Source organism: Microbacterium telephonicum (assembly GCF_003651225.1).
Classification (GTDB): Bacteria; Actinomycetota; Actinomycetes; order Actinomycetales; family Microbacteriaceae; genus Microbacterium; species Microbacterium telephonicum.
In genome coordinates this window covers 1-14030 of sequence record NZ_RCDB01000004.1, presented here as the reverse complement: position 1 = coordinate 14030, position 14030 = coordinate 1, and the positions used below count along the sequence as shown (strand labels likewise).

The following is a 14030-nucleotide window of genomic DNA, read 5'->3' as shown; positions in this document are numbered from 1 at the left end:
CGACTTGACATGTATCGGGATTGCATGTCACACTGCATGTAGTTGTCATATGACATGTAAACCGGCGACCGTGACGTCGCCCACGAAAGGACTCCCCATGGACACCCCACAGAACATCCCCACCCCCGACCGCCCGCTCGGCTACTGGCTGCGCACCGTCGACGCCCTCATCGCCGCCGAGTTCGCCCGCGCCCTCGACTCCGACGACCTCGACCGCCGCGACTGGATGCTGCTGAGCGCCGTCTCCGGCGAACTGCCGGGGCCGCTCGCCTCGGTCGGCGCCGACCGGATCGCCGCACTCCTGGCGCGCAAGGGCAAGCGCCTGCGCCGTCTCGAAGAGCGCGGCTGGGTCAGCCCGGCCGGCGACGGCACCTGGACACTGACCGACGACGGCGCGGCCGTGAAGGAGCGCCTCGGCACGATCGTCGACGGCGTGCGCACCCGCGTCGCCGGCGCCGTCTCGCCCGAGGACTTCACCACGACGGTCACCTCGCTCGCGGCCATCGCCCGCGAACTCGGCTGGGACGAGAACGCGCCCGCCTTTCCGCGCGGCGGACGATTCCGTCGTCACGGCTTCGGCCCCGGCCACGGCTTCGGTCCGCACCCGGGCGCCGGCCACCGCTTCGGTCCCGGCCACGGCTTCGGTCCGCGTCCCGGCCGCGATGAGGCAGACCCGGACGCGATGGGCGCCGAGGGCCGCGGATGCCGCGACCACCGCGGCCACGACCACCACCGCCGCGGCGCGGAGCACGCCTACGAGCGCGGCTTCGACGCCGGCTTCGCCCGCGGTCGCGCCGCCGGCTGACCCATCCCTCCCCGGTGGTTGAGCAACGCGCGCAGCGCGCGTATCGAAACCCGCGCGCCCACCACCGATACCGAGCCCCACGCGTTTCGACTCGTCGCCGCGCTCCTCGCTCAACGACCGGAAGAGCACCACCCGCACTCCCGGTCGTTGAGCGAGCGCAGCGAGTCGAAACGCCCCGAACCGAGCCCCCTGCCGGGGAAGGGAAGCCTTCGCAAGCGAATATGACCCCGTGTGACGGGACGTGACGCAATCTGACGCCCTCTCCGACCCCGTACGGAGCCCACGTTTAGCCTCACTGAAGCAGGCCGACGACCCGCCTGCCCACCGGCGGCATCCTCCGATGCGCCGGATCGAGGAGGACCCGTGAGCACCGAAACCGGCACCGAGACGGCCCCCCGTCCCGCCGACGGGTCGCGCGCACGCCCGCCGCGGCCCTCGAACCGCCCGAACGGGCAATGGAAGATCGACGGCAAGACGCCGCTGAACGGCAACGAGGAGTGGAAGCAGGTCGACGACGGCCTCGCCGTCCGCGAACGCATCGAGACGAGCTACGCCCAGGGCGGCTTCGCCTCGATCGACCCCACCGACCTGCACGGACGCTTCCGCGTCTGGGGGCTCTACACCCAGCGCAAGCCCGGCATCGACGGTGGCCGCACCGCGACCCTCGAACCGCACGAGCTCGAAGACGCCTACTTCATGCTGCGCGTGCGCATCGACGGCGGGCAACTCACGACCGAGCAGCTGCGCGTCATCGCCGGCATCTCCACCGAGTTCGGCCGGGGAACCGCCGACCTCACCGACCGTCAGAACGTGCAGCTGCACTGGGTCGAGGTCGAGTCGATGCCGGAGATCTGGCGCCGCCTCGAAGCCGTCGGTCTCGGCACGACCGAGGCGTGCGGCGACGTGCCCCGCGTCATCCTGGGGTCGCCGGTCGCTGGCATCTCGGTCGACGAGCTCATCGATCCGACGCCGCAGATCGAGCAGATCCAGTCGCGGTTCATCGGCGACCCCACGCTGTCGAACCTGCCCCGCAAGTTCAAGTCGGCCATCACCGGCCACCCGAGCCACGACGTCGTGCACGAGATCAACGACGTCGCGTTCGTCGCCGTCGAGCACCCCGAGCTCGGTGTCGGCTACGACCTGTGGGTCGGCGGCGGCCTGTCGACGACGCCGCGCCTCGGCGAGCGCCTGGGCACCTTCGTCTCCCCCGACCGGGTGAGCGAGGTCTGGCACGGCGTCGCGCAGATCTTCCGCGACTACGGATACCGGCGTCTGCGCAACAAGGCACGGCTGAAGTTCCTGCTCGCCGAGTGGGGCACCGAGAAGTTCCGTCAGGTGCTGCAGGACGAGTACCTGGGCTACGCGCTGCCCGACGGCCCCGCCGCCTCGAAGCCCGCGACCCCCGGCGATCACGTCGGCGTGCACCGGCAGAAGGACGGCCGCTTCTACATCGGCGTCACCCCGATCGTCGGCCGCGTGTCCGGACCGCTCCTGGCCGAACTCGCCGACGTCATCGAGGCGCACGGTTCGTCGCGGCTGCGCACGACCCCGCACCAGAAGCTCGTCATCCTCGACATCCCCGAGGACCGCGTCGACTCGATCGTCGCCGAGCTCGACCGGCTCGGCCTGCAGTCGCGTCCGAGCCTCATCCGGCGGGGCACGATCGCGTGCACCGGCATCGAGTTCTGCAAGCTCGCGATCGTCGAGACGAAGGCCTACGCCACCGCCGCTGTGCTCGAACTGGAGGAGCGCATCGCGGGCCTCGACCTGCCGCATCCGATCAGCCTGCACGTCAACGGCTGCCCCAACTCGTGCGCGCGCATCCAGACCGCCGACATCGGCCTGAAGGGCCAGCTCGTCACGATCGACGGCGATCAGGTGCCCGGCTACCAGGTGCACCTCGGCGGCGGCCTCGCCTCGAAGGACCGCGACGAGGCCGGCCTCGGTCGCACGGTGCGCGGGCTGAAGGTCGCCGCCGACGGCATCGCCGACTACGCCGAGCGCGTGCTGCGCCGCTTCGCCGCCGACCGCATCGGCGACGAGACGTTCGCGGAGTGGGCCCACCGCGCGGATGAGGAGGCGCTCGTATGAGCGTCTCGCTCGCCCCCCGCACCACCGCGCACCGCTCGGCCGCCGAACTGCGCGCCCTCGCCGAGGCGGCGAACGAGGCGCTCGGCTCGCTCACCGACCACGAGGCCTCGCCGGCCGAGGTCGTCGCGTGGGTGGCCGCGAACTTCTCGATGGAATCGGCCGCGGTCGCGTGCTCGATGGCGGATGCCGCCCTGCCGCACCTGGTCGCCGAGCAGCTGCCGGGGGTCGACGTGCTCTTCCTCGACACCGGCTACCACTTCAGCGAGACCCGCGCGACGCGCGACGAGGTCGACCGCGTGCTCGACGTGCGCATCGTCGACATCACCCCCGAGCAGACCGTCGCCGAACAGGATGCCGAGTACGGCGCCGAGCTGTTCTCCCGCGACCCGGGCCTGTGCTGCGCGCGCCGCAAGGTCGCGCCCCTGCAGGCGGCGCTCGGCGGCTACGAGGTGTGGTTCACGGGCGTGCGCCGCGACGAAGCCCCCACCCGCACGAACACGCCGCTGGTCACCTGGGACGAGCGCAACGGCCTCGTCAAGGTGAACCCGGTCGCGGCGTGGAGCTTCGACGACCTCATGGGTTACGCCGCCGACCACAAGGCGCCCGTGAACCTGCTGCTCGGCTTCGGCTACCCGTCCATCGGGTGCGAGCCGTGCACGAAGCCGGTCGCCCCGGGCGACGACCCCCGGTCCGGCCGCTGGGCCGGCTCCGCCAAGATCGAATGCGGGTTGCACGAATGACCACCGGACTCGAGACCCGTACCGCCCTGTCGACCCTCGACCAGCTCGAGGCCGAGTCGATCCACATCATCCGCGAGGTGGTCGCCGAGTTCGAGCGCCCCGTGCTGCTGTTCTCGGGCGGCAAGGACTCCGTCGTCGTGCTGCACCTGGCCACGAAGGCGTTCTTCCCCGGCAGGGTGCCGTTCCCGGTGCTGCACGTCGACACGGGGCACAACTTCCCCGAGGTCCTCGCCTTCCGCGACGAGACCGTCGCCCGGCTGGGGCTGCGTCTCGAGGTCGCCCGCGTGCAGGACTACCTCGACGACGGCCGCCTCCACGAGCGCGCCGACGGCACCCGCAACCCGCTGCAGACCCAGCCGCTGCTCGACGCGATCGCCGCCGGACGCCACGACGCCGTCTTCGGCGGTGCCCGCCGCGACGAGGACAAGGCGCGGGCGAAGGAGCGCATCATCTCGCTGCGCGACGAGTTCGGCCAGTGGGACCCGCGCAACCAGCGGCCCGAGCTGTGGAGCCTGTACAACGGCCGCCACACGCCGGGTCAGCACGTGCGCGCGTTCCCGATCTCGAACTGGACCGAACTCGACGTCTGGCGCTACATCGAGCGCGAGCAGATCGCGCTGCCGCCGCTGTATTTCGCGCACGAACGCGATGTCTACGCCCGCGACGGGATGTGGCGCGCGGTGGGCGAGTTCTCCCCCGCGAAGCCGGGCGAGACGATCGAGCGCCGCACCGTGCGCTACCGAACCGTCGGCGACATGAGCTGCACCGGTGCGGTCGAATCCGACGCCGCCGACCTCGCCGCCGTCGTCGACGAGGTCGCGCGCACCACGGTGACCGAGCGCGGTGCGACCCGCGCCGACGACCGGCTGTCGGAGGCCGCGATGGAAGACCGAAAGAAGGACGGGTACTTCTGATGTCCGCACGCACCGACGAGCCCACGCTGTTCCGCTTCGCGACGGCGGGGTCGGTCGACGACGGCAAGTCCACGCTCGTCGGCCGGCTGCTGCACGACGCAAAGGCGATCCTCGTCGACCAGCTCGAACAGGTCGCGCGCACCTCGGCCGACCGAGGCTTCGCGCACGGCGCGTTCGACTTCGCACTGCTGACCGACGGCCTGCGCGCCGAACGCGAGCAGGGCATCACGATCGACGTCGCCTACCGGTACTTCTCGACCGGTGCGCGCTCGTTCATCCTCGCCGACTGCCCCGGGCACGTGCAGTACACCCGCAACATGGTCACCGGCGCGACGACCGCCGATGCCGTCGTCGTGCTCATCGACGGCCGCAAGGGCGTGCTCGAGCAGACCCGCCGCCACCTCGCCGTCGTCGCGCTGCTGCGCGTGCCGCACGTGATCGTCGCGGTCAACAAGATCGACCTGCTGGACTTCGCCGAAGACGCCTACGCCCCGGTCGACGCCGACGTGCGCGCGGTCGCGACCGAGCTCGGCATCGACGGAATCCACGTCCTCCCGGTCTCGGCGCTCGAGGGCGACAACATCGTCGAGCGCTCCGCCCGCACCCCCTGGTACTCGGGACCGGCGCTGCTCGAACTGCTCGAGACGCTCCCCGCCCGCGGCGAGCTGGATGCCGTCCTCGACGATTTCCGCCTGCCCGTGCAGCTCGTGCTGCGCCCGCAGGGCGGGCTGACGCCCGAGCTGGCCGCCGAACCCGGCGCCGCCGACGCATACCGCGACTACCGCGCGTTCGCGGGCCGCGTCTCATCGGGCACGGTGCGGGTCGGCGACGCCGTGACGGTGTTCCCGGCGGGCATCGAGACGACGGTCTCCGGCATCCAGGTCGCCGGCCGCGACGCCGACGAGGCGGTCGCCGGGCAGTCGGTGTCGCTGCAGCTGGCCGATGACGTCGATGCGGCGCGCGGCGCGGTCATCGCGGCATCCGGCACCCTGCCCCCCGCCCGCCGTGAGCTGCAGGCGGAGCTGTTCCAGCTCGACCCGCGCGCCCTCACCTCGGGGGCGCGGGTGCTCGTCAAACACGGCACCGCGACCGTGCAGGCCCTCGTCGCCTCGATCGACTCGCGCCGCGACCTCGACACGCTCGCCCACGAGCACGCCGACGCGCTGCAGGTCAACGACATCGGCCGCGCGACCCTGCGCCTGGCGTCCGAGCTTCCGGTCGACGCGTACGCGACCGACCGCGAGACGGGGTCGTTCCTCGTGATCGACCCCGCCGCCGGCCACACCCTGGCCGCCGGCATCGTGCGCGCCTGACGCGCACCGCACGACCCCACCAAGAAAGCCCGAAGGAGGCGAACAAAGATGAACACCCGCTCACTCACCATCTCCGCATTGGCCGTGGCCGCCATGATGCTCACCGGATGCGCCTCCGCAGCCGCGTCGGACGAGGCGACTCCGGCCGCGCTCGACGGCGGGTCGCCCGCCGAGGAGCTGCGCCTGGGCTACTTCGCGAACGTCACGCACGCCCCCGCACTCGTGGGGCTGTCGGAGGGACTGTTCGCCGACGCGCTGGGCGAAACCGAGCTGACGACCCAGATCTTCAACGCGGGCCCGGCCGCCATCGAAGCGCTGTCAGCCGGTGCGATCGATGCGACCTTCATCGGACCGAATCCGTCGATCAACACCTTCATCCAGTCCGGCGGCGAGTCGGCCCGCATCGTCGCGGGGGCGACGACCGGCGGCGCGGCCCTCGTCGTCCGCGACGGCATCGACTCGCCCGACGACCTGAAGGGCACGACCCTCGCCACCCCGCAGCTCGGCAACACGCAGGACGTGGCCCTGCGCAGCTGGCTCGGCGACGAAGGATTCCAGACCAGCACGACCGGCGGCGGCGACGTCACGATCACGCCGACCGAGAACGCGCAGACGCTCACGCTCTTCCAGAGCGGCGACATCGACGGCGCGTGGCTGCCCGAACCGTGGGTCTCGCGCCTCGTGGTGGATGCCGGGGCCCACGTCCTCGTCGACGAGGCCGACCTGTGGGACGGCGGCGCGTTCCCGACGACGGTGCTGCTCGTGCGCGCCGACTTCCTCGAGGAGCACCCCCAGACCGTCGACGCGCTGCTGCAGGGCGAGCTCGCCGCCATCGACTGGCTGAACGGGAACGCCGACCAGGCCGCCGACGTCATCAACGCGAAGCTCACCGAAGACACCGGCAAGCCGCTCGACGACGCGGTCATCGACCGGGCGCTCGAGAACGTCACCTTCTCGGCCGACCCGCACGCCGAGACGTTCACGACGCTCGTCGAGAACGGCCTGGCCGCCGGAACGCAGAAGAAGGGGTCGATCGAGGGACTGTTCGACCTGCGCCTGCTCAACGGTCTGCTGTCGGATGCCGGCGACGACACCGTCTCGGCGGGCGATCTCGGCGAGGACGGCACGTCATGACCGGCGCCCGCCCCGACGCGCCGGTCGTCACCGGCACCCCGGGCGCGACATCCGTGCCGGCGCGTCCGACGCCGCTGCTGCCGAGCTTCGACCTCGGCGCTCCGGCGCCGACCGTCGCGGCCCCGACGGCGCCGGCGATCCGGCTGCAGGGCGTCGCCAAGCGCTTCGGTGCGGGCCCGTCGGTGCTCGAGGACGTGTCGCTCGACGTGCGGCCCGGCGAGTTCGTGTGCCTGGTCGGGGCGTCCGGATGCGGCAAGTCGACGCTGCTGAACATCATCGCCGGGCTCGACCGCGCATCGGCGGGCACGGTCGAGACCCCCGCCGAGGGGTCGGCGCTGATGTTCCAGGAGTCCGCGCTGATGCCGTGGCTGACCGCATCCCGCAACATCGAGTTGGCGCTGCGCCTGCACGGCGTCTCCCGCGCGGCGCGCCGCGAGCGTGCGCGCGAGCTGCTCGACGTCGTGGGACTCGCCGACGCCGTCGACAAGCGCCCGCACGAACTCTCCGGCGGCATGCGCCAGCGCGTCGCCCTCGCGCGGGCGCTGGCCCAGAAGCGCCCCGTGCTGCTGATGGACGAGCCGTTCGCCGCCCTCGACGCCATCACGCGCGACATCCTCCACGACGAGCTCGACCGCGTGTGGCGCGCGACCGGCCGCACGATCGTGTTCGTCACCCACAACGTCGGCGAGGCGGTGCGCCTCGGCCAGCGGGTCGTGCTGCTCTCGAGCCGCCCCGGCCGGGTCGCGCACGAGTGGGAGGTCGGCGCCCGGCGCGGCGACGGAACCGAGGCCGCCGCGCTCGTGACCGAGATCACGACGCGTCTGCGGAAGGAGATCCGCCGCAATGCCGCCTGAAGCCACCGCCGCGCGCACCACGCTCGAGTCCATCGCCCCCGACGAGACCGCCCACCGCGACCTCGAGGCGGGCCTGGACCGCCTGCAGTCGCCGGTCGAGCAGCGTCCCAGCCGCCTGCGCGTGTTCTGGTCGAGCGTGCTGCCGCCGATCATCTTCCTCGCCGTGCTCATCGCGGCGTGGCAGCTCTACATCGTCATCGCCCAGCCGCGCCCCGACATCGCGCCGAGCCCGCTCGACGTGCTCACCGCGTTCCAGACCTCGTGGGAGACCGGGCGCCTGCAGACCGCCGTCGGCACGAGCCTCGAGCGCGGCATCCTGGGCTTCCTCATCGCGATCGTCGTGGGCACGCCGCTCGGCCTGCTGCTGGCCGAGGTGCGGATCCTGCGCCGCGCGATCGGCCCGATCGTGTCGGGCCTGCAGGTGCTGCCCTCCGTCGCGTGGGTGCCCGCCGCGATCATCTGGTTCGGCCTCACCGACGCGACCGCCTACTTCGTCATCCTCATGGGGGCGATCCCGTCGATCGTCAACGGTCTGATCGCCGGTGTCGACCAGGTGCCGCCGCAGCTGCGCCGCGTGGGCACCGTGCTCGGTGCGGGGCGCTTCGCGCTCGCGACGCGCGTCGTGCTGCCGGCCGCCCTCCCCGGCTACTTCGCGGGCCTCAAGCAGGGCTGGGCGTTCTCGTGGCGGTCACTGATGGCGGCCGAGATCATCACGGTCGGCGGCACGATCGGGTTCGGACTCGGCTCGATGCTGCAGCAGAACCGCGAACTCGCCGACCTCGCCGGTGTGCTCGCCACGATCATCCTGATCCTCGCGATCGGCATCCTGATCGAGCTCGTGTTCTTCGGTCCGATCGAGCGGCGGATGCTGCGCCGCCGCGGCCTGCTGGTGGGAGGCACCCGGTGACCGCCGCCGCATCCGCCGGGCTCGTGACCCTCGTGGGGGCGGGCCCCGGAGACGCCGGGCTGCTGACCGTGCGGGGACTGCGGGCGCTCGAACGCGCCGACGTCATCGTCGCCGACCGCCTCGGCGCCCGTGCGGTGCTCGACGGCCTCGCCGCCGACGGCGTGCGGCTGAGCGCCGACGTCGTCGACGTGGGCAAGCGCCCCGGTCACCACGCGGTGCCGCAGGATGCGATCAACGCCCTGCTCGTGCAGCTCGGCCGGGACGGCAAGCGCGTCGTCCGCCTCAAGGGCGGCGACCCGTACGTGTTCGGTCGCGGCGGCGAGGAGGTGGCGGCCTGCCAGGCCGCCGGCGTCGCCGTCGAGGTTGTGCCGGGCGTCACGAGCGCCGTCTCGGTGCCCGCCGTCGCCGGCATCCCGCTGACCCACCGCGGGCTCGCGACGACGTTCACCGTCGCCACCGCGCACGACCAGATCGACGACCTCGGCGGCGGCCGCGACCACACCCTCGTGTTGCTCATGGGCGTCGCGACCCTCGCGCACTCCGCGCATCTGCTCGTCCGCGGGGCGCGAGGCGCGCACTGCCCGGTGGCGATCGTCGAAGACGGCTACGGCGAGCGCCAGCGGGTCACGATCGGCACCCTGGCCACGATCGCCGAGCAGGCCGCCGACCGGCAGGTGCGCTCGCCCGCCGTCGTCGTCGTCGGCGACGTCGTCGGCCTCAGTCCCTACGCGCCCCCGGAGTTCCGCGACGAGGCCGCCCGCCTCCAGCGTGACTGGATCGCGCGGCTCCCCTCCTGACCACCCCTCTCCGTGCGGATGCCGTCGGCGCCCGCCCGGCATCCGCCCCTTGCGAAAGGCACCCATGAGCCAGCCCTTGAACCTGCGCGTCGCGATCGTCGGCGCGGGCCCCGCCGGCATCTACGCGGGCAACATCCTCTCCGGCGCGGTCGCCGAGCGCGGCGGAGAGGTCGCGATCGACCTGTTCGAGTCGCTTCCCGCGCCCTACGGCCTCATCCGGTACGGCGTCGCGCCCGACCACCCCCGCATCAAGGGCATCGTCACGTCGCTGCACGAGATGCTCGACGCGGGCAGCATCCGCTTCATCGGCAACGTCGAGGTCGGCCGCCACATCTCCCTCGACGAGCTGCAGGAGCGCTACGACGCCGTCATCCTCGCCACCGGCGCCATCCGCGACGCCGCCCTCGACATCCCGGGCGTCGACCTGCCGGGGTCGTTCGGTGCGGCCGACTTCGTCGCCTGGTACGACGGTCACCCCGACGTGCCGACCGACTGGGCGCTGGATGCCCCCGAAGTCGCCGTCATCGGCAACGGCAACGTCGCCCTCGACGTCGCGCGCGTGCTCGCCAAGCATGCCGTCGATCTGCGTTCCACCGAGATCCCCGACAACGTGCTCGCCGGGCTCGAGACCTCCGCCGTCACCGATGTGCACGTGTTCGGCCGGCGCGGCCCCGCCGACATCAAGTTCACCCCGATCGAGCTGCGCGAGCTCGGTGAGGTGCCGAACGTCGACATCGTCGTGCACGACGAGGACTTCGCCGATGCCGACCCCGCGAACGCGGCGAACAACCAGCTCAAGGTGATGCTGCGCGTGCTGAACAGCTGGCGCGGCCGCGAGTCCACCGGTGCGACGCGCCGGCTGCACCTGCACTTCTACCACCAGCCCGTCGCCGTGCTCGGCACCGACCGCGTCGAGGGCCTGCGCTTCGAGCGCACCCGTCCCGTCGGCGACGGCCGGGTGGAGGGCACCGGCGAGATCCGCGAGTATCCGGTGCAGCAGGTGTACCGCGCCGTCGGTTACTTCGGCAGCCCCGTCGTCGACGTGCCGTTCGACGCCGCCCGTGGCGTCATCCCGAACGTCGAGGGACGCGTGGTCGACGCGGGCGACGCGGTCGTGCCGGGCGTCTACGCGACCGGCTGGATCAAGCGCGGACCCGTGGGACTCATCGGCCACACGAAGTCCGACGCGATGGAGACCATCTCCCACCTCGTGGCGGATGCCGAGGCCGGCGCGCTGGCAGCCCCGGCGGTGGGCGGCGACGTGCTGACGCTGCTCGACGAGCGCGAGGTCGAGTACACGACGTGGGACGGCTGGCGCTCGCTCGACGCGCACGAGCGCGACCTGGGGGCCGGGCACCGGCACACCCGCGAACGCGTCAAGGTGGTGCCGCGCGACGAGCAGGTGGCGATCTCCCGCGCCGCGAGCCTCACCCGCTGACGGCTTCGGCGCGTTTCGACTCGTCGCTGCGCTCCTCGCTCAACGACCGGTGGCCTTCCGGTCGTTGAGCGAGCGAAGCGAGTCGAAACGCCCCGAGCCGCCCCGCCCTCCCCGGTCGTTGAGCGAGCGAAGCGAGTCGAAACGCCCCGAGCCGCTTTCAGTCCTCGACGACCCGCACAACGGTCTCGATGTTGCCGCGCGTCGCGTTGGAGTACGGGCACACCTTCTCGGCGGCCTCGGCGAGCGCCTGTGCCTCGTCGTGCGGCATGTCGGGGATGACGACCTCGAGCTCGACGCTCAGACCGAACCCGCCCTGGCCGTTCGGGCCGATCCCGACGCGCGTGCCGACGCTCGTCTCGCCGAGGGTGATCTTCTGCGCGCGGGCGACCGACTGCAGCGCGGAGTGGAAGCAGGCGGCGTAGCCCGCGGCGAACAGCAGCTCGGGGTTGGGAGCACCGCCGGCGCCGCCCATCTCCTTCGGGATGCGCACGTCGGTGTCGATGAGCCCATCGGCGGTGCGGACGTGCCCGTTGCGGCCGCCGCCCGTGGCGAGGGCCTCTGCGGTGTAGATGGTGTCCATGGTGTCCTCCTTGTCTCCACCGGAACGCCGGCGGGTCTGCGGGCACGACGCGTCGCCGCACCCGGTCGGGTTCAGCGTGCGGTGTGCAGGCTGTCGGTCAGTCGGTGCAGCGATTCGCGCAGGGCGACGGCCGAGTCGAGGGTGAAGCCGGTGCACCGCAGCAGCTCCTCCGAGACCTCCGCCATCTCGCTCTGCAGCGCGCGGCCGCGCTCGGTCAGGCGCACCGTGACGATGCGGGCGTCGCCCTCGCCGCGTTCGCGCACGAGGAGGTCCGCCCGCTCCATGCGACGCAGCAGCGGCGACAGCGTGCCGGAATCGAGGTCGAGGTCGTCACCGAGCTGCGACACGGTCGCCAGCCCGTCGATCCACAGCTGCACCAGCACGAGGTACTGCGGGTAGGTCAGGTTCCACGGCGCCAGCAGCCGCCGGTACACCTGCGTCGTGGCGCGACTGGCCTGGTAGAGCGAGAAGCACACGAGCTGATCGACGGCCGCCATGCGTCAACGGTTGCACACAATCGAGTTGTGCACAACTTATCTGCCCGCGAGGGCGCACCTGTTCACTTCTCAGGAACGAACGATTCCGAGCCGCCGTGCGCGCAGATTCTGCGCGGCACGCGCGCCGCCGCGCACGCAATCGTCCTGAGATGTGCGCGCGGTCGCCGCGCAGCCGCGCCGGCGGCGTCAGCCGCCGAGGGCTCCCGCATCCGTCGATCCGACGTCGGTGCGGTGGAAGTTCTGGAACGACCGCGACGCCGTGGGTCCCCGCTGCCCGTGGTACCGGTTGAGGTACGGACCGGTGCCGTAGGGGTTCTCGGCCGCCGACGACAGGCGGAAGAAGCAGAGCTGTCCGATCTTCATGCCGGGCCACAGCTTGATGGGCAGGGTCGCGACGTTCGACAGCTCGAGGGTCACGTGTCCCGAGAAGCCCGGGTCGATGAAACCGGCGGTCGAGTGCGTCAGGAGCCCGAGGCGACCGAGCGACGACTTCCCCTCGAGACGCGCCGCGATGTCGTCCGGAAGCGTGACCTGCTCGAAGGTCGATCCGAGGACGAACTCCCCCGGATGCAGGATGAACGGCTCGTCGGGCTTGACCTCGATCAGGCGGGTCAGCTCGGGCTGGTCCTCGGCGGGGTCGATGAACGGGTACTTGTGGTTGTCGAACAGCCGGAAGTAGCGGTCGAGGCGCACGTCGACGCTCGAGGGCTGGACCATCGCCGCGTCCCACGGGTCGAGACCGACCCGTCCCGTCGCGATCTCGGCCCGGATGTCGCGGTCACTGAGCAGCACGCGACCAGCGTAGTGCGGATGCCGACGCCCGCCGTCTCCGCCCGGTCACGGGAGGCAACCCGCGCCGGCCTCAGTCGCGCGAGGACGCGTTGACGTTGCCGGAACGCTCCTGCCCGGAGAGTTCGGCGATGGCCGCCATCATCCGCTCGGTGATCTCGCGGCGAGCCCTGCCGGCGGCGACGCCCGCGAGGTCGCGGAGATCGAGCGGGCTGCCGAAGCGCACTTCGAGGCGGGGACGGCCGCGCAGGTGCCCGAACGGTCGGACGGTGCCTGTGCCGATCAGGCCGACCGGCACCACCTGGGCTCCCGTGTCGAGTGCCATCCACGCGGCGCCGCCGTGTCCGGCGTGCAGGCGCCCGTCGCGTGACCGGGTGCCTTCGGGGAACACCGCGAAGACGCTGCCCGCACGCAGGATGGAGCTTCCCGCATCCAGCGCGGCGCGCGAGTCGCGTCCCGTCGTGCGGTGCACCGGGACGCCGCCGATCGACGTGAAGAACCAACGCCGGAAGCGCCCGAGCAGCCCTGGACCCGTGAAGAACGCCGACTTGATGAGGAACTGCACCGGGCGCGGCGCGGACGTCGGGATGATGACCGTGTCGAGCGCGGCGAGGTGGTTGCTCGCCAGCAGCACGGCGCCCGAATCGGGCACGTTCTCGCGCCCGACGATGCGCGGCCGGTAGATGAGCTGAAAGAGCGGACGCAGCACGGCCCGACCGATGAAGTACACGGCGCCGGGCCGCGGCGCGGGAGTCGGCACGGCGGGCACGGTCACCCCGCCACTTTATCCACCGCCCGATGCCGCGCCGCGCGGCGAGGGGCCGGCTGCCGCTCGGGGTATGCTGAAGGCCTCGGGGCTGTAGTTCAATGGCAGAACTTCTGCTTCCCAAGCAGACAGCGCGGGTTCGATTCCCGTCAGCCCCTCCACGACATCCGCTGTGCCCTATCACTGTGCTGCCGCCACTCGAGCTGGCCCGTAATCGAGCAGCCTCCGGTGATTGAGCAACCATCGCCTCCTCTTCCGGTGGTTGAGTAGCGCGCGCAGCGCGCGTATCGAAACCCGCCGGACCCGGCATCGGTTGCCGGCGCGCGACGCCGTCGAGTTCTCCGCAGCCCTCTCGGACTTTCGAATCAATGTCCGAGGCTAGTGGGAGAATCAGGGCATGTCGAA

General features: G+C 71.8%; 14 protein-coding genes and 1 tRNA gene. 11 read left to right on the top strand and 4 right to left on the bottom strand.

Annotated features, from left to right (window positions below; translation table 11 throughout):
* Positions 1–97 precede the first annotated feature (97 nt).
* From C7474_RS13540 to C7474_RS13500, 10 genes are all read left to right on the top strand, one after another.
* Positions 98–805, top strand: coding sequence for a hypothetical protein (locus tag C7474_RS13540; protein WP_121060825.1), 708 nt, complete (start codon positions 98–100; stop codon positions 803–805).
* A 363-nt stretch (positions 806–1168) separates the two neighbouring features.
* Entirely contained in the window at positions 1169–2896 is a 1728-nt protein-coding gene (locus C7474_RS13535) for a nitrite/sulfite reductase (RefSeq protein ID WP_121060823.1), read from the top strand.
* Complete coding sequence (locus tag C7474_RS13530) at positions 2893–3636, top strand: phosphoadenylyl-sulfate reductase (protein ID WP_121060821.1); 744 nt, start codon at positions 2893–2895, stop codon at positions 3634–3636. Before C7474_RS13535 ends, C7474_RS13530 begins: the two co-directional genes overlap by 4 nt.
* Positions 3633–4550, top strand: a complete 918-nt coding sequence (gene cysD / locus C7474_RS13525; RefSeq protein WP_121060819.1) for a sulfate adenylyltransferase subunit CysD — start codon at positions 3633–3635, stop codon at positions 4548–4550. Before C7474_RS13530 ends, cysD begins: the two co-directional genes overlap by 4 nt.
* Complete coding sequence (locus C7474_RS13520; protein WP_121060817.1) at positions 4550–5863, top strand: sulfate adenylyltransferase subunit 1; 1314 nt, start codon at positions 4550–4552, stop codon at positions 5861–5863. Before cysD ends, C7474_RS13520 begins: the two co-directional genes overlap by 1 nt.
* A 48-nt stretch (positions 5864–5911) precedes the next feature.
* The gene (locus C7474_RS13515) at positions 5912–6997 is read left to right on the top strand and encodes an ABC transporter substrate-binding protein (RefSeq protein ID WP_121060815.1); all 1086 of its coding nucleotides are present in this window, start codon (positions 5912–5914) and stop codon (positions 6995–6997) included.
* A complete protein-coding gene (locus tag C7474_RS13510) occupies positions 6994–7851 on the top strand; it encodes an ABC transporter ATP-binding protein (RefSeq protein ID WP_121060813.1) in 858 nt (285 codons plus the stop codon). Before C7474_RS13515 ends, C7474_RS13510 begins: the two co-directional genes overlap by 4 nt.
* Positions 7841–8758: an ABC transporter permease gene (locus C7474_RS15190; protein ID WP_199692472.1), complete on the top strand. Its 918-nt coding sequence runs from the start codon at positions 7841–7843 to the stop codon at positions 8756–8758. Before C7474_RS13510 ends, C7474_RS15190 begins: the two co-directional genes overlap by 11 nt.
* Positions 8755–9555: a uroporphyrinogen-III C-methyltransferase gene (cobA, locus tag C7474_RS15185; RefSeq protein WP_199692471.1), complete on the top strand. Its 801-nt coding sequence runs from the start codon at positions 8755–8757 to the stop codon at positions 9553–9555. Before C7474_RS15190 ends, cobA begins: the two co-directional genes overlap by 4 nt.
* Positions 9556–9619: 64 nt before the next feature.
* Complete coding sequence (locus C7474_RS13500; RefSeq protein WP_121060811.1) at positions 9620–10993, top strand: FAD-dependent oxidoreductase; 1374 nt, start codon at positions 9620–9622, stop codon at positions 10991–10993.
* Between the two features lie 157 nt (positions 10994–11150).
* On the opposite strand, the gene C7474_RS13495 is transcribed toward C7474_RS13500, so the two are convergent.
* The 4 genes from C7474_RS13495 to C7474_RS13480 form a co-directional block, all read right to left on the bottom strand.
* Positions 11151–11573 (bottom strand): organic hydroperoxide resistance protein, encoded by a 423-nt coding sequence (locus C7474_RS13495; protein WP_121060809.1) that lies wholly within the window; start codon positions 11571–11573, stop codon positions 11151–11153.
* 71 nt (positions 11574–11644) lie between these two features.
* Positions 11645–12070 carry a MarR family winged helix-turn-helix transcriptional regulator gene (locus C7474_RS13490; protein ID WP_121060807.1) on the bottom strand — a complete coding sequence of 142 codons (426 nt, stop codon included), beginning with the start codon at positions 12068–12070 and terminating at the stop codon, positions 11645–11647.
* A gap of 186 nt (positions 12071–12256) precedes the next feature.
* Positions 12257–12862, bottom strand: a complete 606-nt coding sequence (dcd, locus tag C7474_RS13485; RefSeq protein ID WP_121060805.1) for a dCTP deaminase — start codon at positions 12860–12862, stop codon at positions 12257–12259.
* Between the two features lie 70 nt (positions 12863–12932).
* The gene (locus C7474_RS13480; protein ID WP_241965262.1) at positions 12933–13634 is read right to left on the bottom strand and encodes a lysophospholipid acyltransferase family protein; all 702 of its coding nucleotides are present in this window, start codon (positions 13632–13634) and stop codon (positions 12933–12935) included.
* Positions 13635–13712: 78 nt separating this feature from the next.
* Between C7474_RS13480 and C7474_RS13475 the strand changes: the two genes are divergently transcribed.
* Positions 13713–13786: transfer RNA gene (locus tag C7474_RS13475), tRNA-Gly, on the top strand.
* Positions 13787–14030 lie beyond the last annotated feature (244 nt).

Bases quoted from the DNA above. Each gene is read 5' to 3' on its own strand.
- C7474_RS13540 (WP_121060825.1), top strand. From the start codon at position 98: ATGGACACCCCACAGAACATCCCCACCCCCGACCGCCCGCTCGGCTAC.
- C7474_RS13530 (WP_121060821.1), top strand. From the start codon at position 2,893: ATGAGCGTCTCGCTCGCCCCCCGCACCACCGCGCACCGCTCGGCCGCC.
- cysD (WP_121060819.1), top strand. From the start codon at position 3,633: ATGACCACCGGACTCGAGACCCGTACCGCCCTGTCGACCCTCGACCAG.
- C7474_RS13520 (WP_121060817.1), top strand. From the start codon at position 4,550: ATGTCCGCACGCACCGACGAGCCCACGCTGTTCCGCTTCGCGACGGCG.
- C7474_RS13515 (WP_121060815.1), top strand. From the start codon at position 5,912: ATGAACACCCGCTCACTCACCATCTCCGCATTGGCCGTGGCCGCCATG.
- C7474_RS13510 (WP_121060813.1), top strand. From the start codon at position 6,994: ATGACCGGCGCCCGCCCCGACGCGCCGGTCGTCACCGGCACCCCGGGC.
- C7474_RS15190 (WP_199692472.1), top strand. From the start codon at position 7,841: ATGCCGCCTGAAGCCACCGCCGCGCGCACCACGCTCGAGTCCATCGCC.
- C7474_RS13500 (WP_121060811.1), top strand. From the start codon at position 9,620: ATGAGCCAGCCCTTGAACCTGCGCGTCGCGATCGTCGGCGCGGGCCCC.
- C7474_RS13495 (WP_121060809.1), bottom strand. From the start codon at position 11,573: ATGGACACCATCTACACCGCAGAGGCCCTCGCCACGGGCGGCGGCCGC.
- C7474_RS13490 (WP_121060807.1), bottom strand. From the start codon at position 12,070: ATGGCGGCCGTCGATCAGCTCGTGTGCTTCTCGCTCTACCAGGCCAGT.